Source organism: Streptomyces fulvorobeus, assembly GCF_013167895.1.
Classification (GTDB): Bacteria; Actinomycetota; Actinomycetes; order Streptomycetales; family Streptomycetaceae; genus Streptomyces; species Streptomyces fulvorobeus.
On the sequence record NZ_BLWC01000001.1, the window covers coordinates 755,596 to 775,467 of the forward strand.

The 19,872-nt window shown below is 65.8% G+C and carries 14 protein-coding genes, 3 rRNA genes and 2 riboswitches; of the genes, 3 read left to right on the forward strand and 14 right to left on the reverse strand.

The genetic code is table 11. The features are described from left to right. Positions 1 to 21: 21 nt before the first annotated feature. Positions 22 to 153, reverse strand: a riboswitch (glycine riboswitch). Next, positions 154 to 250, reverse strand: a riboswitch (glycine riboswitch). A 133-nt stretch (positions 251 to 383) separates the two neighbouring features. Beyond that, the gene (locus tag Sfulv_RS03255; protein WP_173311088.1) at positions 384 to 752 is read left to right on the forward strand and encodes a PRC-barrel domain-containing protein; all 369 of its coding nucleotides are present in this window, start codon (positions 384 to 386) and stop codon (positions 750 to 752) included. Here Sfulv_RS03255 and Sfulv_RS03260 read toward each other — a convergent pair. The 13 genes from Sfulv_RS03260 to Sfulv_RS03320 form a co-directional block, all read right to left on the reverse strand. Then, complete coding sequence (locus Sfulv_RS03260) at positions 677 to 2,134, reverse strand: DNA polymerase IV (RefSeq protein WP_173311090.1); 1,458 nt, start codon at positions 2,132 to 2,134, stop codon at positions 677 to 679. The genes Sfulv_RS03255 and Sfulv_RS03260 overlap by 76 nt on opposite strands. Positions 2,135 to 2,209: 75 nt before the next feature. Then, positions 2,210 to 2,821 carry a MerR family transcriptional regulator gene (locus Sfulv_RS03265; protein ID WP_173311092.1) on the reverse strand — a complete coding sequence of 204 codons (612 nt, stop codon included), beginning with the start codon at positions 2,819 to 2,821 and terminating at the stop codon, positions 2,210 to 2,212. Positions 2,822 to 2,989: 168 nt separating this feature from the next. Then, positions 2,990 to 3,463 carry a bifunctional nuclease family protein gene (locus tag Sfulv_RS03270; protein ID WP_014044725.1) on the reverse strand — a complete coding sequence of 158 codons (474 nt, stop codon included), beginning with the start codon at positions 3,461 to 3,463 and terminating at the stop codon, positions 2,990 to 2,992. A gap of 53 nt (positions 3,464 to 3,516) precedes the next feature. Then, positions 3,517 to 4,257, reverse strand: coding sequence for a transcriptional regulator FtsR (gene ftsR / locus Sfulv_RS03275; RefSeq protein ID WP_173311094.1), 741 nt, complete (start codon positions 4,255 to 4,257; stop codon positions 3,517 to 3,519). Positions 4,258 to 4,297: 40 nt separating this feature from the next. Further along, complete coding sequence (locus Sfulv_RS03280; protein WP_256668804.1) at positions 4,298 to 5,089, reverse strand: FHA domain-containing protein; 792 nt, start codon at positions 5,087 to 5,089, stop codon at positions 4,298 to 4,300. Positions 5,090 to 5,279: 190 nt separating this feature from the next. Next, positions 5,280 to 6,074 carry a DUF881 domain-containing protein gene (locus tag Sfulv_RS03285; protein ID WP_173311096.1) on the reverse strand — a complete coding sequence of 265 codons (795 nt, stop codon included), beginning with the start codon at positions 6,072 to 6,074 and terminating at the stop codon, positions 5,280 to 5,282. 5 nt (positions 6,075 to 6,079) lie between these two features. Next, the gene (locus Sfulv_RS03290) at positions 6,080 to 6,412 is read right to left on the reverse strand and encodes a small basic family protein (RefSeq protein WP_018522495.1); all 333 of its coding nucleotides are present in this window, start codon (positions 6,410 to 6,412) and stop codon (positions 6,080 to 6,082) included. Then, a complete protein-coding gene (locus Sfulv_RS03295; protein ID WP_173311098.1) occupies positions 6,409 to 7,329 on the reverse strand; it encodes a DUF881 domain-containing protein in 921 nt (306 codons plus the stop codon). Before Sfulv_RS03295 ends, Sfulv_RS03290 begins: the two co-directional genes overlap by 4 nt. Before the next feature lie 98 nt (positions 7,330 to 7,427). Further along, positions 7,428 to 9,923 carry a mannose-1-phosphate guanyltransferase gene (locus Sfulv_RS03300; protein WP_173311100.1) on the reverse strand — a complete coding sequence of 832 codons (2,496 nt, stop codon included), beginning with the start codon at positions 9,921 to 9,923 and terminating at the stop codon, positions 7,428 to 7,430. 120 nt (positions 9,924 to 10,043) lie between these two features. Further along, positions 10,044 to 10,643, reverse strand: a complete 600-nt coding sequence (clsA, locus tag Sfulv_RS03305) for a cardiolipin synthase ClsA (RefSeq protein WP_173311102.1) — start codon at positions 10,641 to 10,643, stop codon at positions 10,044 to 10,046. A 167-nt stretch (positions 10,644 to 10,810) separates the two neighbouring features. After that, positions 10,811 to 10,927 (reverse strand): 5S ribosomal RNA (gene rrf / locus Sfulv_RS03310). 79 nt (positions 10,928 to 11,006) lie between these two features. Next, positions 11,007 to 14,132: ribosomal RNA gene (locus Sfulv_RS03315) — 23S ribosomal RNA — on the reverse strand. A 302-nt stretch (positions 14,133 to 14,434) separates the two neighbouring features. After that, positions 14,435 to 15,960: ribosomal RNA gene (locus tag Sfulv_RS03320) — 16S ribosomal RNA — on the reverse strand. The 16S, 23S and 5S rRNA genes sit together here, the layout of an rRNA operon. A 682-nt stretch (positions 15,961 to 16,642) precedes the next feature. Between Sfulv_RS03320 and Sfulv_RS03325 the strand changes: the two genes are divergently transcribed. Beyond that, the gene (locus tag Sfulv_RS03325; RefSeq protein ID WP_173311104.1) at positions 16,643 to 17,092 is read left to right on the forward strand and encodes a PTS sugar transporter subunit IIA; all 450 of its coding nucleotides are present in this window, start codon (positions 16,643 to 16,645) and stop codon (positions 17,090 to 17,092) included. A gap of 74 nt (positions 17,093 to 17,166) precedes the next feature. Then, positions 17,167 to 18,837: a phosphoenolpyruvate--protein phosphotransferase gene (gene ptsP, locus Sfulv_RS03330; RefSeq protein WP_173311106.1), complete on the forward strand. Its 1,671-nt coding sequence runs from the start codon at positions 17,167 to 17,169 to the stop codon at positions 18,835 to 18,837. A 66-nt stretch (positions 18,838 to 18,903) separates the two neighbouring features. On the opposite strand, the gene Sfulv_RS03335 is transcribed toward ptsP, so the two are convergent. Beyond that, a complete protein-coding gene (locus tag Sfulv_RS03335; RefSeq protein ID WP_173311108.1) occupies positions 18,904 to 19,803 on the reverse strand; it encodes a DUF8829 domain-containing protein in 900 nt (299 codons plus the stop codon). Positions 19,804 to 19,872: the final 69 nt, after the last annotated feature.

Here is a 19,872-nt window from a genome sequence, read left to right on the forward strand (position 1 = left end):
CACGGCGTGGCTGCCCGGACGGCCTCCCCCTCTGTCATCTCGACCTGAGAGCTTCACCGGCCGCCCGAGGCGTGACCGGCTTTCACCGTCGGTGAGGGCGGGGCCCGTACCGGCGTGTGCCCGCACGAGTCCTGTCCTGCTTTCCAGAGTGACCTCGACCGTGCGGTACGGGGGCCTGAGAGATTCCGGGGAGGATTTGCTCCTTCGGCGCCTCCGGCTCTTCACCGGAGGACTCTCCCGCACGGGGTCAGCAGCCACTGCCAGCCTACCAGCGGGCCCACCTCGGCTGTCTCAGGCAGCAGCCGCCCCCGAGCTGCACTTTCGTGGTGCTTGTGGAGTAATGGGGGAACCACCCTCAGTTGTTGCGACCAGTGGGAGGCACCGTGCAGACCGATATCGATCCGCGCAGCCTGATCGGCCGCAAGGCGTTCGACCGCAAGGGCACCAAGATCGGAACGGTGGATGAGGTCTATCTCGACGACGCGACCGGTGTGCCCGAGTGGGCGGCCGTCCGTACCGGGATCTTCAGCAGGGACGCCTTCGTCCCGCTGGAGCCGAGCGAATTCGTCGAGGACTCGCTGCGGGTCCCCTTCGACCGCGCGTTGATCAGGGACGCGCCGGACTTCGGCGTCGGCCGGCACCTCTCCCCGGAGCAGGAGCTGCAGCTCTACCGCCACTACGGTCTGGACTCGCCGCCCGACGAGCCGGTGCCGGACCGCGACTTCGGCAGACTGGCCGGCCAGGAGGAGTAGTCCACCGGGTCCTTCACGAGCGGCAGCGGCTCGGCCGGCCGAAGCTCCGGATCGTCGACGCGGAAGGTGCGCACCCGGCCCGGGGCGTCCCCCGGCTCCTCGAAGCGCACGGTCACCCGCCCCACCCCGCTGCCCTGGACCCATCCGTGGCCGTAGGTCCCGTGCCGTACGTCGTGTCCCGAAGGCCAGCGCCGCGCGGCGAGCTGCCCGGGTGTCTCCTCAGCGCTCTCCGTGGCGGCTTCCGCGGGCTCCTCCTCGCCGCCTGCCGCTTCGGCCGTCCCGGGCGCCACCGCGGCGGCGGTGCGCGCGTCCGCCGCCTGGGCGAACAGGTCCTCCTGGGTGAAGTCCGCCAGTCCTGTGACACCGACGCCCAGCAGCCGTACACCCCCGGTGGTGTCCACGGCCTCCAGCAACCGCGCGGCTGCCTCCCTGACGACCGTGGGATCGTCCGTGGGTCCCCGCAGCGTCTCGGAGCGGGTGAGGGTCGAGAAGTCGTAGCGCCGCACCTTCAGCACGACGGTCCGCCCCGACCGCTCGGCGTCCCGCAGCCGCCGTACGCACCGGTCGGCGAGCCGCTCCACCTCGCTCCTGACGCGCACCCGGTCGTGCAGGTCGACATCGAAGGTGTCCTCGACCGACACGGATTTCGCGTCCCGCTCCGCCACCACGGGCCGGTCGTCGTACCCGAGAGCCATGCGGTGCAGCGAGGCCCCGTGCGCCTTGCCGAGCAGCCGTACGAGCTCTGCCTCGCCCGCGTCGGCCAGGTCGCGCACGGTGGTCATCCCGGCCCGTCGCAGATGGTCCCCGGTGGCCGGCCCGACGCCCGGCAGGATACGCACCGGCTTGGGCGCGAGGAGCTCCCGTTCGGTGCCGGGCTCGACGAGGACGAGGCCGTCCGGCTTGGCCTCCTCCGAGGCGATCTTGGCGATCATCTTCGACCCGGCCAGACCCACCGAGCCGGTGAGGCCGGTGACGGCCCTGATCGCCGTACGCAGCTGCTCCCCGATCTCGCGGGCGGAGGCCGAGTCGCCGGCGACCCCGCCGGCCTCCAGATCGACGAACGCCTCGTCCAGGCTGAGCGGCTCCACGAGGGGCGACAGACGCCCCAGGAGCGCCATCACCTGGTCGCTGACCGTCCTGTACAGGGTGAAGCGCGGTACGAGGTAGGCGGCGTTCGGTGCGAGCCTGCGGGCCTGGGCCATCGGCATCGCCGAGTGCACCCCGAAGCGTCGTGCCTCATAGGAAGCGGTGGCCACGACTCCCCGCGGTCCGAGCCCGCCGACCACCACCGGCTTGCCGCGCAGGCTGGGCTTGGCCGCCTGCTCCGCCGCGGCGTAGAAGGCGTCCATGTCCAGATGGAGGATGGTGGGCGCGGCTCTCACATCAGTCGATGCTGCCCTAAGCCACTGACAACCGGCCTGCCCGGCGCACCCGAGGGCACGGGCGGCTGGTCCCGCTCACCCGGCGCGGTTGCGCCGTCTGGCCAGTTCGTCGGCGGGGTTGTCACCCACCAGCGTCTCGCCCGTGTCGACCCGCTCGCCGTGCAGCTGCGACAGGGCCGCGTCCACGTCCCGCCAGACGACCCCGACGGCGATCCCGAAGACACCCTGGCCCCCCTGGAGGAGCTTGACGACCTCGTCGGGCGATGAGCACTCGTAAACCGTCGCGCCGTCGCTCATCAGCGTCATGCGTTCGAGGTCCTGGAAGCCGCGGGCCCTGAGGTGCTGGACCGTGCTGCGGATGTTCTGCAGCGCGACGCCCGTGTCCAGGAACCGCTTCACGATCTTGAGGAGGACGACGTCCCGGAAACTGTAGAGGCGCTGGGTCCCCGACCCGTACGCCGGACGCACACTCGGCTCGACCAGCCCCGTGCGCGCCCAGTAGTCGAGCTGCCGATAGGTGATCCCCGCCGCCGCGCAGGCGGTCGGGCCCCGGTAGCCGATGTCGTCCACCGCTGTCACGCCGTCCGGCACCACCGGGTGAACCGGTTGCCGAATGGTGTGGTCGGCTGCACTGCCCTGCTGCGGATACGGCCCGCCCGCCACCGTACCGTCGCCGCTGCTTCTCACGCCGACCTCCGTCCTTGACCTGCCATGTCGAAGGTAGGCAGTCACTCGGGGTGCGTCAACGATCGCCACACTCGGCACGCCGAGTGATAATCACCCAGAGGGTGGTTTCCGGTGACTGAATACCGGGAACGGCTTCTCGGATGCGCTGACAGCACCCCCGCAGGACGGTCACTGACTGTTGGTATCGAAATCCTCCGGTGAGATCTGGTCGAGGAACTCGCGGAACTTCTCCACCTCGTCCTCCTGCTCGTCGGGGATCGCGATCCCCGCATCGTCCAGCACTCCGTCACTTCCGTAGATCGGCGTACCGGTGCGCAGGGCGAGCGCTATGGCGTCAGACGGCCGCGCACTCACCTCGACCCCGCTCGCGAAGACCAGCTCCGCGTAGAAGACCCCTTCACGGAGGTCCGTGATGCGGACCTCCGTGAGCTCCTGGCCCACGGCCTCGAGCACATCCTTGAAGAGATCATGGGTCAGCGGTCTGGCCGGAGCCATGCCCTGCTGGGCGAAGGCGATCGCTGTCGCCTCGCCGGGACCGATCCAAATGGGGAGGTACCGGTCGCCTCCCACTTCACGCAGGAGCACGATCGGTTGATTGGAGGGCATTTCTACCCGGACACCCACAACGTCGAGCTCGTTCACACAGCAACCCTAGGACGTGCTCGCCATGTTTGGGTAGTCGGGCTCCGCCGAGGTCAGTGGAGCCGGATGCCCAGAGCCGTCTGAACAAGCGCCGAGTGAAGCCGTACGGAGAGCTCGGCCAGCTCTTTCGCGGTGGCCTCCGCATGGGCCCTGGTCTGCGGATTCCTGTGCCGACGCAGGGGTGCGACCACCTGCTCGACCAGCCCCGCCTCGCGATCGGCGGCCGCGCGCATCGCCCTGAGGTGACGAGGCTCCAGACCGAATCGCCCCAGATCCGCCACAAGTCTCGCCACGGTGACCATCTCGGCGTCGTACGCGCCCTCCGCCGTGGACGGGATCAGCCCGTAGGACTCCCACTCGCCGAGCTGCTCCTCGGTGACCTCGGCGGCGGCGAGGAGCTCGGCACGCCCGATCCTGGCCGCGGTCACCCCGCCGGGGTCGGCGTCCCAGGACCCCTCACCGAGGTCCCGCTGCCCGCCGACGGGCAGCGGGACGTCCTCACCGCGGGCCAGGGCGTCCAGATGGCCCCGGATGACCTTGAGCGGGAGGTAGTGGTCCCGTTGCATCCGCAGGACCTGGGCGAGCCGCTCGACGTCGGCCGAGCTGAACTTCCGGTATCCGGAAGGCGTCCGCTGCGGCTCGATCAGCCCTTCCGCCTCCAGGAAACGGATCTTGGAGATGGTGACTTCGGGGAACTCGTCCCGCAGCTGGACAAGCACCGTACCGATGCTCATCGCCCGGTCGTCCGCGGTGGCGGTGCCGTGACCGGCACCGCCCGTGGATGTTCGCAGCATGGACCTTCCTGGGGGTCTCCCGGAGGAGTCCGGGGAAGGGTCATACGCTCCACTGGCTCGCGTAGAAGACCAGCCGGTACTTACCGATCTGGACTTCGTCCCCGTTGTGCAGCGGAACGGAATCGATGCGCTCACGGTTGACGTAGGTGCCGTTGAGGCTGCCTACGTCCCCCACCGTGAAACTTCCGTCGGGGTTCCTGCGGAACTCCACGTGACGCCGCGACACGGTCACGTCGTCGAGGAAGATGTCGCTCTGCGGATGACGGCCCGCCGTGGTCAGGTCGCTGTCCAGCAGGAAGCGGCTGCCCGAGTTCGGCCCGCGCCGCACCACCAGCAGCGCGGAACCCGCCGGGAGGGCGTCGACCGCGGCCTGGGCCTCCGGCGACAGCGAGGGCACCATGGTCTGGCCCGTCGCCTCCGCCTCGTACGCCTCCAGCCCCGAGATCGAGATGGTCGACGTCGTCTCGGAAGCCCGCTCCGGCACTCCGCCTCTCAGCGGCGCCCCGCAGTTGGAGCAGAATCGGCTGGCCTCGGCGCTGCGATGACCGCACCTCGGGCACACCGGCGTGGCGGAGCCCCCCGGGGCGTGGGCGAACCCTCCACCCGCGGTCGGGGCCGATGGTTCACCGAAACCTATGCGTCCGGCACCGGGGTCCACGGACGACGCGCCGGGTGCGCCCGGAACATCACCGGGACCGGACACCTCGTCGCGGAAGAGCGGGCGGTCCACGCCCTGCTCCTCGCCCTGGCCATGCCGCGGAGCGCGGTGGCGGGCAGCGCTGTTGCTGTCCTCGCGTGCGCTCTTTCCGAACAACTTCGCAAACAACTTCACGGGCGTTTCCCCTTGACCGACATAGACCCGCCCGTGGGGCAGGACGAACCCTGAATGAACACACCTGCCGACCCGGACATCTTCACAACGTCCGTATCCACTCGACAGTTTCCCCCACGCGCCACCAATACGATGCGCCGACCCCCCGGAACCTCATGCCCGTGTCCCCCGGCGCCCATGCGCCACGGCCTCACTGGGGCGACGACCGAGCGTAGTCAGGCCGCTCCGCCGGTCGCAAGGCATCAACGACGATGTCATCGGCCCGTGCCACCTGGGCGGTGGCCTGCTCCTTCTCCAGCGTCTGCACGATTCCACCGGGGATGTTCAGCGCCGGTTCCAGGTCCTGCGGCTTGCCGATGACCTTGAACTCGTACGGAGGAGCGACCTCCCGGCCGTCGACCTCGATCGCACCCGGATCACCGGAGAAGTACGTACTGGCCACCACCCGTACACCGTCCACCTCGATGGCCTCGGCACCGGCCGCCCGCAGCTCCTGGATGGCGTCGAGCAGCATGTCCGGCTCGACCGCGCCGCTCGGATCGCTGATGGTCAGCGTGATGCCGGGGCCGTGCGCCGCCACGGTGCCCGCGAGGATGCCGAGCTGACGTTCTTTCTCCAAGGTCTGTTTGCGCGCCTCTTCGGCCTGGTCGGAGCTGTTCTCCAGCTCCGTGCGCTGGTCGTCGAGGCGCTGCTTCTCGTCCTGGAGTCGCTGGGTCCTGTCATCGACCTCGTCGAGGATACGGACCAGGTCCTCCTGGCGGGCGCCGCGCAGCGCGCTGTTGTCGCTGTTCGACCTGACCTGGATGGCGAGTCCCAGCCCCAGGACGAAGAGCAGGAGCGCGACGATGAGCTGCGCGCGGCTGATCCGTGGCGGCCAGAGCCCTTCATTGAGCCGTTGGCGCCCGGAGAGCACCGTGGGTGCGGGCGCGCCGGGCGGCTGCTCGCCGGTGCGCCCCTCGCCGTTGGGGTTCGCTTCGTTACTCATCGGCCTCAAGCCCGGAAGACGTGCCGGCGGATCGCGGCGGCGTTGGAGAAGATGCGGATGCCGAGCACCACCACCACACCGGTGGAGAGTTGGGCCCCGACACCCAGTTTGTCGCCGAGGAACACGATCAGAGCGGCCACCACCACGTTCGAGAGGAAGGAGACCACGAAGACCTTGTCCACGAAGATGCCGTCCAGCATGGCGCGCAGACCGCCGAAGACGGCGTCGAGCGCGGCGACGACGGCGATCGGCAGGTAGGGCTCGACCATCGCAGGCACCTCGGGCCTGACCAGTAGTCCGACCACGACTCCCACGACGAGGCCCAGTACGGCGATCACGATGTGCCCTTCCCTGTATCCGCCGCACCACTGCCGGTGTTTGCGGCCTTCGGCTCTGCTGTACGCACGATCAGGCTCGGCGCAGCGGGCAGGCGCACCTTCTCCTGACCGGAAACGCTGGTACGGATGTCGAAACTCTCCTTGAGCGCGTGCAGGTACTGACCGTCGGCGCTGTCCTGGAACGCGGTGCTCAGCCTTTTGCCGTCCCCCACCGCGAGCACCGTGTACGGCGGTACGAGCGGTCTGTTGTCGACCAGTATGGCGTCGCCCGCCGCGCGGATCGCCGAAAGGGCGGTCAACCGCTGTCCGTTGATGGCGACCGCCTCGGCGCCGGACTGCCACAGACCGTTGACGACCCGCTGCATGTCCCGGTCGCGCACCCGCCCGGTGTCCGCGAAGCCCGACGACTCCCGCGGTCCGCCCCCGCCCTGGTCGGTGTCCTCGGCGTCGTCGATGACGAGCTTCACCCCGGGTCCTGCGACCGCGGTCGCTCCGGAGAGCAGGGCCACCAGCCCGCCCTGGTCGCCCCCGTGCTGTTCCAGCGCCTTGCGCCGGCGCTCCTCCACGTCGGTACGCAACTCCTCGACGTCGGATTCGAGGGCGTCGGCCGCGCTGGTCTCCGCGTCGATGCGGTCGATGAGCTCCTCGCGCTCCTTCGCCACCACAGGAGCCGAGATCCGCGCCTCCGCGGCACCGAGAGTCACCACCAGGGCGGCCAGCACAAGACCGGCGGCGAGACCGAGTTTCGACTTGAGCGTACGAGGAAGACCCGCGCTCCCGTCGGCCTTCCGGCGGGCGGACGCCTCGGCATAACCCTCGTCGAGGCTGTGGTCCATCACATTGGTCAGCAGCGACATGGACGCGTCGGGGCGGGCAGGCGGAGGCGCTGTGCTCCGATCGGGGGACTGCTGCGACATGGAGCACATCGTCGCACGTCACCGCGGCTACCGCCGAATGGCCCCACCGGTGTGCGGGGAGCGGTGACGTGACCGCTCCCCGCACACCGGACCCGGCCTCAGTCGCCCGCGCTGTCCACGATGGCCGACCACTCGTCCAGGAGCGCCTGCGACGACGCGTCGTCGGGACCCTCCGCCCACAGATGGGTGACCGCCTCGGCGGGGTCGGGCAGCACCATCACCCAGCGCCCGTCCGCCTCGACGACGCGCACACCGTCCGTGGTGTCCACGCTGCGATCCCCCGCGGCCTCCACGACACGGCGCATGACGAGCCCCTTGACCGCCCAGGGCGTCGCCAGGTCACGGCGCAGCACATGGGCGTGGGGAATGCGGGCGTCGATCTGGCTGAGCGTGAGCTGCGTCCTCGCCACCAGGGCGAGCAACCGGACGAAGGCCGCCGAACCGTCGAAGACACTGCTGAACTCGGGGATGATGAACCCGCCGCGCCCGTCTCCACCGAAGATGGTGCTCTCCTGGCGCCCCACCCGGGTCAAGTCGTCCGGCGACGTGGTGGTCCACTCGACCTGCGTGCCGTGGTACGCCGCCACCTGCTCGGCCACCCGCGTGGTCGTCACGGGCAGGGCGACCCGCCCGCTGCGCCGCTCGGCGGCCACGAGGTCGAGCATCACGAGCAGCGCCCGGTCGTCCTCGATGATGCGGCCGAGTTCGTCGACGAGCGAGAGGCGCTCACCCACGGGGTCGAACCGCACCCCGAAGGCCGCCCGCGCGGAGGACACGATCTCGCCCAGCCGCACCAGACCGGCCCGTCGCGTCTCGGGGGTCTCGGTGGGCCTGGACTCGTCGAGCCCGGGGTTGATGGTCAGCGCGTCGACACCGAGACGCCCCAGCAGGCTGGGCAGGACGAGCCCGGCGCTGCCGTTGGAGGCGTCGACGACGACCTTGAGGTTCGCGTCCGCGATGCCGGTCGTGTCGAGGTTTCGCAGCAGGGAACCGGTGTACGAGTCGAAGACGCTGGAGGGGAAGTGCAGGTCCCCGATCTCACCGGGGAAGGCCCTGCGGTACTCCTGCCGGGCGTAGACCCGGTCCAGCTTGCGTTGCAGCGCCTGGGAGAGGTCCGCTCCCCGTTCGTCGAAGAACATGATGTCGACCGAGTCGGGGACACCCGGGGACGTACGGATCATGATGCCGCCTGCGCTGCCCCGTGCGGTCTGCTGACGGGCCACCGGCAGGGGGACGTTCTCCAGGTCGCGGACGTCGATCGCGCTGGTCTGGAGGGCGGAGATCACCGCTCTCTTCAGCGCTCGGGCGCCTCTGGAGTGGTCACGTGCGGTCGTGACCGTCGCCCCCTTCTTCAGGGTCGTGGCGTAGGCGCCGGCGAGCCGTACGGCGAGCTCGGGGGTGATCTCGACGTTCAGGATGCCGGAGACGCCACGGGCCCCGAAGAGATGGGCCTGCCCGCGCGACTCCCAGATGACCGAGGTGTTGACGAAGGCGCCGGCCTCGATCGTCTTGAACGGGTACACCCGCACATTGCCCTGAATGATCGATTCCTCACCGACCAGGCACTCGTCGCCGATGACCGCACCGTCCTCGATGCGGGCGGCCCGCATGATGTCGGTGTTCTTCCCGATCACGCAGCCGCGCAGATTGCTGTGCTGGCCGATGTAGACGTTGTCGTGCACGACCGCCCGGTGCAGGAACGCTCCGGACTTCACGACGACGTTGGACCCCACCACGGTGTGCTCGCGGATCTCGGCGTCCGCCTCGACCTTGGCGTAGTCACCGATGTACAGGGGGCCGCGCAGGACGGCGTCGGGGTGCACCTCGGCGCCTTCGGCCACCCATACGCCCGGGGAGATCTCGAAGCCGTCGAGCTCGACGTCGACCTTGCGTTCCAGGACGTCGGCCTGAGCCTTCACATAGCTCTCGTGCGTGCCCACGTCCTCCCAGTAGCCCTCGGCGATGTAGCCGTAGATGGGCTTGCCTTCCTTCATGAGCTGCGGGAAGACGTCACCTGACCAGTCGACGGAGGTGTCCGCCTGGACGTAGTCGAAGACCTCGGGCTCCATCACGTAGATACCCGTGTTGACGGTGTCCGAGAAGACCTGGCCCCAGGTGGGCTTCTCCAGGAATCGTTCGACCTGGCCCTCTTCGTCCACGATCGTGATGCCGAACTCCAGCGGATTGGGGACCCGCGTCAGGCAGACGGTGACCAGCCCGCCCTTCGCCTTGTGGAAGGCGATGAGATCGGTGAGGTCGAAGTCGGTGAGCGCGTCACCGGAGATGACGAGGAACGTGTCGTCCTTGAGTGCCTCCTCGGCGTTCTTCACACTCCCCGCTGTGCCGAGTGGCTTCTCCTCATTGGCATAGGTGAGTTCCATCCCGAGTTCTTCGCCGTCACCGAAGTAGTTCTTGACGAGCGAGGCGAGGAACTGAACGGTTACCACGGTCTCATTGAGCCCATGCCGTTTGAGTAGCCGCAAGACGTGCTCCATGATGGGCCGGTTGGCCACGGGCAGGAGCGGCTTGGGCATGCTTGAGGTCATGGGGCGAAGGCGAGTGCCTTCACCACCAGCCATCACGACGGCCTTCATGTCGGAAACGTCCTCCTTGAGAGACGACGGTCAAGCCGACTGTGCCCGTCGGGGCATCATCCAGACATCACGTGCGGACCCGGCGACATTGCACGGAACCGCATCGACGAGATCAGTCGGCTACTTGTCCGCCTTGACGAGCCGGCGGACCTGGACCACGTACAGAATCCCTGCCCACCAGTAGAGCGTTGTACCCCATATTGCGAACGCCCATCCGAAAATGGCGGCCAACGTAGCCAGCCAACCACTTCCGTCACTGAGCAGCAACAAGGGGAAGGCGTACATCAGGTTGAACGTTGCAGCTTTGCCCAGGAAGTTGACCTGCGGGGGTGGATAGCCGTGCCGGCGCAGGACGCCGACCATCACCAGCAGCATCAGCTCGCGGGCCAGCAGGGCGGTCGTGAGCCAGAGCGGAAGGACCTCCCGCCACGTGAGGCCCACGATGGTCGAGAGAATGTAGAGACGGTCCGCGGCGGGGTCCAGGAGCCGCCCGAGGCTGCTGATCTGGTTCCACCGGCGGGCAAGCTTCCCGTCGAGGTAGTCACTGACACCGCTGAGCATCAGCACCAGCAGGGCCCAGCCATCGCTGTTGGGCCCACCGAACTCGGGGCGAAGGATCAGCCACAGGAAGAGTGGGACCCCAGCGAGGCGAGCCATACTGAGGATGTTGGGGATGGTGAGGACCCGGTCCGTCTGAACCCGAGTCTCCTGGACCTCCACCCGGGGGCCTCCTGTGAGGAATGTGCCAATGATGCCCCTGACCTTACCCCCAGCCATCTCGCACCGGTGCACAGGGGTCAGCCAGAAGGCAAGGGCAGCTAAAAAAGGGGGGGGCAAACGCAGAAAAGCCCCGTGCCACAAGGGCACGGGGCTTTCCCGGAATGATTGTTCGGCGGCGTCCTACTCTCCCACAGGGTCCCCCCTGCAGTACCATCGGCGCTGAAAGGCTTAGCTTCCGGGTTCGGAATGTAACCGGGCGTTTCCCTAACGCAATGACCACCGAAACACTATGAAATCAACAAACACCGGACAACAACACAGCCGTTCGTTATTTCAGAACTAACACAGTGGACGCGAGCAACTGAGGACAAGCCCTCGGCCTATTAGTACCAGTCAGCTCCACCCGTTACCGGGCTTCCACATCTGGCCTATCAACCCAGTCGTCTACTGGGAGCCTTAACCCCTCAAAGGGGGTGGGAATACTCATCTCGAAGCAGGCTTCCCGCTTAGATGCTTTCAGCGGTTATCCTTTCCGAACGTAGCCAACCAGCCATGCCCTTGGCAGGACAACTGGCACACCAGAGGTTCGTCCGTCCCGGTCCTCTCGTACTAGGGACAGCCCTTCTCAATATTCCTGCGCGCGCAGCGGATAGGGACCGAACTGTCTCACGACGTTCTAAACCCAGCTCGCGTACCGCTTTAATGGGCGAACAGCCCAACCCTTGGGACCGACTCCAGCCCCAGGATGCGACGAGCCGACATCGAGGTGCCAAACCATCCCGTCGATATGGACTCTTGGGGAAGATCAGCCTGTTATCCCCGGGGTACCTTTTATCCGTTGAGCGACAGCGCTTCCACAAGCCACTGCCGGATCACTAGTCCCGACTTTCGTCCCTGCTCGACCCGTCGGTCTCACAGTCAAGCTCCCTTGTGCACTTACACTCAACACCTGATTGCCAACCAGGCTGAGGGAACCTTTGGGCGCCTCCGTTACTCTTTAGGAGGCAACCGCCCCAGTTAAACTACCCATCAGACACTGTCCCTGATCCGGATCACGGACCCAGGTTAGACATCCAGCACGACCAGAGTGGTATTTCAACGACGACTCCACAACCACTGGCGTGGCCGCTTCACAGTCTCCCACCTATCCTACACAAGCCGAACCGAACACCAATATCAAACTATAGTAAAGGTCCCGGGGTCTTTCCGTCCTGCTGCGCGAAACGAGCATCTTTACTCGTAGTGCAATTTCACCGGGCCTATGGTTGAGACAGTCGAGAAGTCGTTACGCCATTCGTGCAGGTCGGAACTTACCCGACAAGGAATTTCGCTACCTTAGGATGGTTATAGTTACCACCGCCGTTTACTGGCGCTTAAGTTCTCAGCTTCGCACACCCGAAAGTGCACTAACCGGTCCCCTTAACGTTCCAGCACCGGGCAGGCGTCAGTCCGTATACATCGCCTTACGGCTTCGCACGGACCTGTGTTTTTAGTAAACAGTCGCTTCTCGCTGGTCTCTGCGGCCACCCCCAGCTCACCGAGTAAATCGGATCACCAGTGATGGCCCCCCTTCTCCCGAAGTTACGGGGGCATTTTGCCGAGTTCCTTAACCATAGTTCACCCGAACGCCTCGGTATTCTCTACCTGACCACCTGAGTCGGTTTAGGGTACGGGCCGCCATGAAACTCGCTAGAGGCTTTTCTCGACAGCATAGGATCATCCACTTCACCACAATCGGCTCGGCATCAGGTCTCAGCCTCAATGTGTGACGGATTTGCCTATCACACGGCCTACACCCTTACCCCGGGACTACCACCGCCCGGGCTGGACTACCTTCCTGCGTCACCCCATCGCTTACCTACTACAAGTCTGGTTCATCGGCTCCACCACTACCCTCAACTCCGAAGAGATCAGGCCGGCTTCACGGACTTAGCATCGCCTGATTCAGTACTGGGCGTTTCAAAGCGGGTACCGGAATATCAACCGGTTGTCCATCGACTACGCCTGTCGGCCTCGCCTTAGGTCCCGACTTACCCTGGGCAGATCAGCTTGACCCAGGAACCCTTAGTCAATCGGCGCACACGTTTCTCACGTGTGTATCGCTACTCATGCCTGCATTCTCACTCGTGAACCGTCCACAACTCGCTTCCGCGGCTGCTTCACCCGGCACACGACGCTCCCCTACCCATCCATACTCCCGTTGGGGATATGTGTATGAATGACACGACTTCGGCGGTACGCTTGAGCCCCGCTACATTGTCGGCGCGGAATCACTTGACCAGTGAGCTATTACGCACTCTTTCAAGGGTGGCTGCTTCTAAGCCAACCTCCTGGTTGTCTCTGCGACTCCACATCCTTTCCCACTTAGCGTACGCTTAGGGGCCTTAGTCGATGCTCTGGGCTGTTTCCCTCTCGACCATGGAGCTTATCCCCCACAGTCTCACTGCCGTGCTCTCACTTACCGGCATTCGGAGTTTGGCTAAGGTCAGTAACCCGGTAGGGCCCATCGCCTATCCAGTGCTCTACCTCCGGCAAGAAACACACGACGCTGCACCTAAATGCATTTCGGGGAGAACCAGCTATCACGGAGTTTGATTGGCCTTTCACCCCTAACCACAGGTCATCCCCCAGGTTTTCAACCCTGGTGGGTTCGGTCCTCCACGAAGTCTTACCTCCGCTTCAACCTGCCCATGGCTAGATCACTCCGCTTCGGGTCTAGAGCGTGCAACTCAAACGCCCTATTCGGACTCGCTTTCGCTACGGCTTCCCCACACGGGTTAACCTCGCTACACACCGCTAACTCGCAGGCTCATTCTTCAAAAGGCACGCAGTCACGACTGCATGTGCAAGCACATACAGCGACGCTCCCACGGCTTGTAGGCACACGGTTTCAGGTACTATTTCACTCCGCTCCCGCGGTACTTTTCACCATTCCCTCACGGTACTATCCGCTATCGGTCACCAGGGAATATTTAGGCTTAGCGGGTGGTCCCGCCAGATTCACACGGGATTTCTCGGGCCCCGTGCTACTTGGGTGGTTCTTAAACGAGCCGTTAATGTTTCAGCTACGGGGGTCTTACCCTCTACGCCGGACCTTTCGCATGTCCTTCGCCTACACCAACGGTTTCTGACTCGTCTCACAGCCGGCAGACCATGAAAAAGAACTCCCACAACCCCGCATGCGCAACCCCTGCCGGGTATCACACGCATACGGTTTGGCCTCATCCAGTTTCGCTCGCCACTACTCCCGGAATCACGGTTGTTTTCTCTTCCTGCGGGTACTGAGATGTTTCACTTCCCCGCGTTCCCTCCACACTGCCTATGTGTTCAGCAGCGGGTGACAGCCCATGACGACTGCCGGGTTTCCCCATTCGGAAACCCCCGGATCAAAGCTTGGTTGACAGCTCCCCGGGGACTATCGTGGCCTCCCACGTCCTTCATCGGTTCCTGGTGCCAAGGCATCCACCGTGCGCCCTTAAAAACTTGGCCACAGATGCTCGCGTCCACTGTGCAGTTCTCAAACAACGACCAGCCACCCACCACCCCGTCCTAACGGACGAGTTCACCGGGGCCGGCAACCGAAGATCCAGACAAAAAAATGCCCGAACCCTCAGATACCCAACAGCGTGCCCGACCCGACCGACCAATCCTTCTTTCCACGCCGAAGCAGTACTCGAAAAACCAACCTGTCGTGCCGAATAGTCAACGTTCCACCCATGAGCAACCAGCACCGAACATTCGCCGGTGTACTGGCCTCTGACCAAGCAAGCCTGGTAAGAAATGCTCCTTAGAAAGGAGGTGATCCAGCCGCACCTTCCGGTACGGCTACCTTGTTACGACTTCGTCCCAATCGCCAGTCCCACCTTCGACAGCTCCCTCCCACAAGGGGTTGGGCCACCGGCTTCGGGTGTTACCGACTTTCGTGACGTGACGGGCGGTGTGTACAAGGCCCGGGAACGTATTCACCGCAGCAATGCTGATCTGCGATTACTAGCAACTCCGACTTCATGGGGTCGAGTTGCAGACCCCAATCCGAACTGAGACCGGCTTTTTGAGATTCGCTCCGCCTCGCGGCATCGCAGCTCATTGTACCGGCCATTGTAGCACGTGTGCAGCCCAAGACATAAGGGGCATGATGACTTGACGTCGTCCCCACCTTCCTCCGAGTTGACCCCGGCAGTCTCCTGTGAGTCCCCATCACCCCGAAGGGCATGCTGGCAACACAGAACAAGGGTTGCGCTCGTTGCGGGACTTAACCCAACATCTCACGACACGAGCTGACGACAGCCATGCACCACCTGTATACCGACCACAAGGGGGGCACCATCTCTGATGCTTTCCGGTATATGTCAAGCCTTGGTAAGGTTCTTCGCGTTGCGTCGAATTAAGCCACATGCTCCGCTGCTTGTGCGGGCCCCCGTCAATTCCTTTGAGTTTTAGCCTTGCGGCCGTACTCCCCAGGCGGGGAACTTAATGCGTTAGCTGCGGCACCGACGACGTGGAATGTCGCCAACACCTAGTTCCCAACGTTTACGGCGTGGACTACCAGGGTATCTAATCCTGTTCGCTCCCCACGCTTTCGCTCCTCAGCGTCAGTAATGGCCCAGAGATCCGCCTTCGCCACCGGTGTTCCTCCTGATATCTGCGCATTTCACCGCTACACCAGGAATTCCGATCTCCCCTACCACACTCTAGCTAGCCCGTATCGAATGCAGACCCGGGGTTAAGCCCCGGGCTTTCACATCCGACGTGACAAGCCGCCTACGAGCTCTTTACGCCCAATAATTCCGGACAACGCTTGCGCCCTACGTATTACCGCGGCTGCTGGCACGTAGTTAGCCGGCGCTTCTTCTGCAGGTACCGTCACTTTCGCTTCTTCCCTGCTGAAAGAGGTTTACAACCCGAAGGCCGTCATCCCTCACGCGGCGTCGCTGCATCAGGCTTTCGCCCATTGTGCAATATTCCCCACTGCTGCCTCCCGTAGGAGTCTGGGCCGTGTCTCAGTCCCAGTGTGGCCGGTCGCCCTCTCAGGCCGGCTACCCGTCGTCGCCTTGGTAGGCCATTACCCCACCAACAAGCTGATAGGCCGCGGGCTCATCCTTCACCGCCGGAGCTTTTAACCCCGTCCCATGCAGGACAGAGTGTTATCCGGTATTAGACCCCGTTTCCAGGGCTTGTCCCAGAGTGAAGGGCAGATTGCCCACGTGTTACTCACCCGTTCGCCACTAATCCACCCCGAAAGGCTTCATCGTTCGACTTGCATGTGTTAAGCACGCCGCCAGCGTTCGTCCTGAGCCAGGATCAAACTCTCCGTGAATGTTTTCCCGTAATCGGGATCACACCATGAGAGCGGAACAACCGAGTCGGAATAAGACCGGTCGTTCACAGCGTCCTCGCTAGTGTTGCCCACCCCGAAACCCCAAAGGGCCGGAGCGGGACTTTTTCAAAGGAACCACCAACCTGCCGAAACAGGCCGGGGTATCAACATATCTGGCGTTGACTTTTGGCACGCTGTTGAGTTCTCAAGGAACGGACGCTTCCTTCGGTCCCGTATCACCGGGGCCCTCCGGGCGCTTCCCTTCGGTCTTGCGTCTCCGACTCTACCAGACACTTTCATGTCCGATTCCCAGTCGAAACGGGATTCGCTTTCCGGGAATTCGCTTTCGCGCTTTTCCTTTCCGGCGATTTCGACTCTATCAGCCTTTTCCTGTTCCCTTTGACCAGTCCCGCAGGCATGCAGAAGTGATTGTCGGGGCTAGAATCAGGGCTTAATGGCCGCCGCCGACCCCCGACTCAATGTCGCGTTGGGGCCAGGCAGGAGTACGACAGTACAGGCCCCGGGGAGTCGAGGCAAATCGTTTCTGGTGCACCCCTAGGTCCGCCAACCGGTAGGTCTCGGGCGGAACCGGGACTTCATATGACTTACCCTGCTGAGCAGTACGCCGTCCTCCATCAGCCGCGGCGGCGACATTCGAAGCTCCACCCCTGGGAGGCTCCCCATGACCAACGTGACGTCCCCTCTGCCCGGACGTGCCATCGGACTCTCCGCTGTGCCGGATCCGGTCTTCTCCGGCGCCATGGTCGGCCCCGGCACCGCCATCGATCCCCTGCGCGAGCCGTCGGAGGCCGTGTCCCCGGTCGACGGCATCGTGGTCTCCCTCCACCCGCACGCCTTCGTAGTCGTCGACAGCGAGGGCCACGGAGTACTGACGCACCTCGGCATCGACACCGTCCAGCTCAACGGTGAGGGCTTCGAACTCCTCGTGAACAAGGGGGACACCGTGGTCCGCGGGCAGGGCATCGTGCGCTGGGACCCCGCTGCCGTGGAGGCGGCCGGCAAGTCGGCCGTCTGCCCGGTCGTCGCGCTGGAGGCCACCGCCGACTCCCTCTCCGACGTCCGCGAGGACGGCGACGTGAAGATCGGCGACGCACTGTTCGGCTGGCAGTAGCACTTTCCCGGACATGACAGCCAGTGGGACAACCGCCGCGGTGGCACAGCCACCGCACGACCGGAGACGGTGAAATGGAGACAACGCTGCGAGGCGTCGGTGTGAGCCACGGTGTGGCGATCGGCGAGGTACGGCACATGGGCACGGCGGTTCTGGAACCGCCGGCCAAGCAGATTCCCGCGGAGGAGGCCGGGCGTGAACAGGGGCGTGCCCGGCAGGCTGTGGAAGCTGTGGCCGCCGATCTGATTGCGCGCGGCAATCTGGCCGGGGGCGAGGCTCAGCACGTGCTGGAGGCCCAGGCCATGATGGCGCAGGACCCCGAGCTGATCGCCGACGTGGACCGGCGTATCGCTGTCGGCAGCACCGCGGAGCGGGGCGTCTACGACGCCTTCGCCGCCTACCGTGCCCTGCTGGCCAACGCCGGTGAGTATCTGGCGGGGCGCGTCGCGGACCTCGACGACGTGCGGAACCGGATCGTGGCCCGCCTGCTCGGCGTCCCGATGCCGGGTGTGCCGGACAGTGACGAGCCGTACGTGCTCATCGCGCGGGATCTGGCTCCGGCGGACACGGCTCTGCTCGACCCGACTCTGGTGCTCGGATTCGTGACCGAGGAAGGCGGGCCCACCAGCCACAGCGCGATCCTGGCGCGGGCGCTGGGTGTGCCCGCTGTCGTGGCGCTGCCCGGTGCCGGTGAGCTGGCCGAGGGGACGGTCGTCGCCGTGGACGGCTCGACCGGCGAGATCTTCGTCGATCCGAGCCCCGAGAAGCGCGCGGAGATGGAGAGCGCCGCCGCGGCCCGCAAGGCGGCGCTGTCCGCTTCGAGCGGTCCCGGCGCGACGTCGGACGGGCACAAGATGCCGCTGCTCGCCAACATCGGCGGTCCCGGTGACGTGCCGGCGGCCGTGGAGGCGGGTGCCGAAGGTGTCGGGCTGTTCCGCACCGAGTTCCTGTTCCTGGACGACAGCAAGCAGGCGCCGTCCGAGGAGAAGCAGGTCGCGGCGTACCGCGCGGTGCTTGAGGCGTTCCCCGAGGGCCGTGTGGTGGTCCGGGTGCTCGACGCGGGCGCCGACAAGCCGCTTGACTTCCTGACTCCGGCGGACGAGCCGAACCCGGCGCTGGGTGTGCGGGGGCTGCGCAGTCTGCTGGACCACCCCGACGTGCTGCGGACCCAGCTGACGGCGCTGGCGAAGGCCGTCGAGGGGCTTCCCGTCTATCTGGAGGTCATGGCCCCGATGGTGGCCGACCGCGCCGACGCCAAGGCGTTCGCCGACGCCTGCCGCGAGGCGGGGTTGCAGGCGAAGTTCGGTGCGATGGTGGAGATCCCGTCCGCCGCGCTGCGGGCGCGCTCCATCCTGCAGGAGGTGGAGTTCCTGTCGCTTGGCACCAACGACCTGGCCCAGTACACCTTTGCCGCCGACCGCCAGGTGGGGGCCGTCTCCCGGCTCCAGGACCCGTGGCAGCCCGCGCTGCTGGACCTCGTCGCGCTGTCGGCCGACGCGGCCAGGGCCGAGGGCAAGAGCTGCGGTGTCTGTGGTGAGGCTGCCTCTGACCCGCTTCTGGCCTGTGTGCTGACCGGTCTGGGTGTCACCTCCCTTTCGATGGGGGCCGCTTCCATTCCTTACGTACGGGCGACGCTGGCCAAGCACACGCTGGCCCAGTGCGAGCGTGCGGCCGCTGCCGCGCGCGCGGCCGACTCCGCCGAAGAGGCGCGTAACGCCGCGCAGGCGGTGCTGTCGGGCGAGTAGTGGCACGAGGGTGCCGGCCCGAAGGGGCTTCCCAGCCGATGGTGGCGGGGAAGCCCCTTCGGTGTCTCAGTGGTGCCTCTCCGGTTCGTCGGCTCCGATGTCGAATCCGGCGCGGTACTCGACGCCCGGTTCCGGGGCGACCGGTTCGCCGGTGTCCGCGTCGGTGCAGTAGGCGCTGAACACCTCTCCTTCGGTGAGGGGCACGAGCGCCCCCCGGATCAGCCGCCAGCCGTGGACCCGGTCCGGCGCGTCCGGGCCGCTGGTGCGGAGCACCACTCCCCCGCGGCTTTCCAGCGCGATGCCCACCGCGAGGACGGTGGCGAACTCGGCTCCCTCCGTGGAGTCGAACCGGGCCGGACCTGTGGAGCCGCACTCGGTGTGGAGGACGGCGAGGAGCTGCTCGTTCTCCGTGGGGGTGCTGCACACGATGTGGTGGGTGCCGGGGCCCGCGGTGGCCAGGAGGCGGGCGAGGAGGTGGGAGGCGCGGTCGAAGGCGGCGCGTCCGACGTCCTGGCCGCAGTCGGCGCAGTCGCCGAGGCCGGCCAGGAGCATCGTGGCGTACTCCCACGTCGCCCGGCGGACGGCCCGGCTGATGAGGAGAGGGACCAGTGCGTCCATGGACTGGCCCGTGTACGCCACGGTGGCGCCGCCCGCCGCGATCTCGGCGGTGAAGCGGGTCCGGCTGGAGCCGCTGTCCGGATCGAGGTGTGCCTCGGAGCAGAACTCCGCGTACTCCTCCGGGTCGAAGAGGGCGACCGTGGTGTGCGTGCCCTGGGCCGCGAGCGACTTGAGCAGCCCTTCGACCTGCTGGAGATAGACGGTGTGGTCGTCGAAGGTGAAGGTGCGGTAGTGCCGCATCGCCGCGAAGTCCTGGGTGTCGACCAGGAGGCCGATGGTGCTCGGTGCTTCGCGGCGCAGTGCGCGCCGCATGGATGTGCCGTGCCTGTACTGCCCGGTGTGCGCCATGAGTCCCCCTGTGCGCTGTGGATCAATGCTCACTCAGCGTAATCAGGGGGACTGACAGTGGCTCGGCCG

Excerpts from the sequence above, each read along its gene's own strand:
- Sfulv_RS03295 (WP_173311098.1), bottom strand. The coding sequence starts at position 7,329 with ATGTCGCAGCAGTCCCCCGATCGGAGCACAGCGCCTCCGCCTGCCCGC.
- Sfulv_RS03325 (WP_173311104.1), top strand. The coding sequence starts at position 16,643 with ATGACCAACGTGACGTCCCCTCTGCCCGGACGTGCCATCGGACTCTCC.
- Sfulv_RS03300 (WP_173311100.1), bottom strand. The coding sequence starts at position 9,923 with ATGAAGGCCGTCGTGATGGCTGGTGGTGAAGGCACTCGCCTTCGCCCC.
- ptsP (WP_173311106.1), top strand. The coding sequence starts at position 17,167 with ATGGAGACAACGCTGCGAGGCGTCGGTGTGAGCCACGGTGTGGCGATC.
- ftsR (WP_173311094.1), bottom strand. The coding sequence starts at position 4,257 with ATGCTGCGAACATCCACGGGCGGTGCCGGTCACGGCACCGCCACCGCG.
- Sfulv_RS03335 (WP_173311108.1), bottom strand. The coding sequence starts at position 19,803 with ATGGCGCACACCGGGCAGTACAGGCACGGCACATCCATGCGGCGCGCA.
- Sfulv_RS03285 (WP_173311096.1), bottom strand. The coding sequence starts at position 6,074 with ATGAGTAACGAAGCGAACCCCAACGGCGAGGGGCGCACCGGCGAGCAG.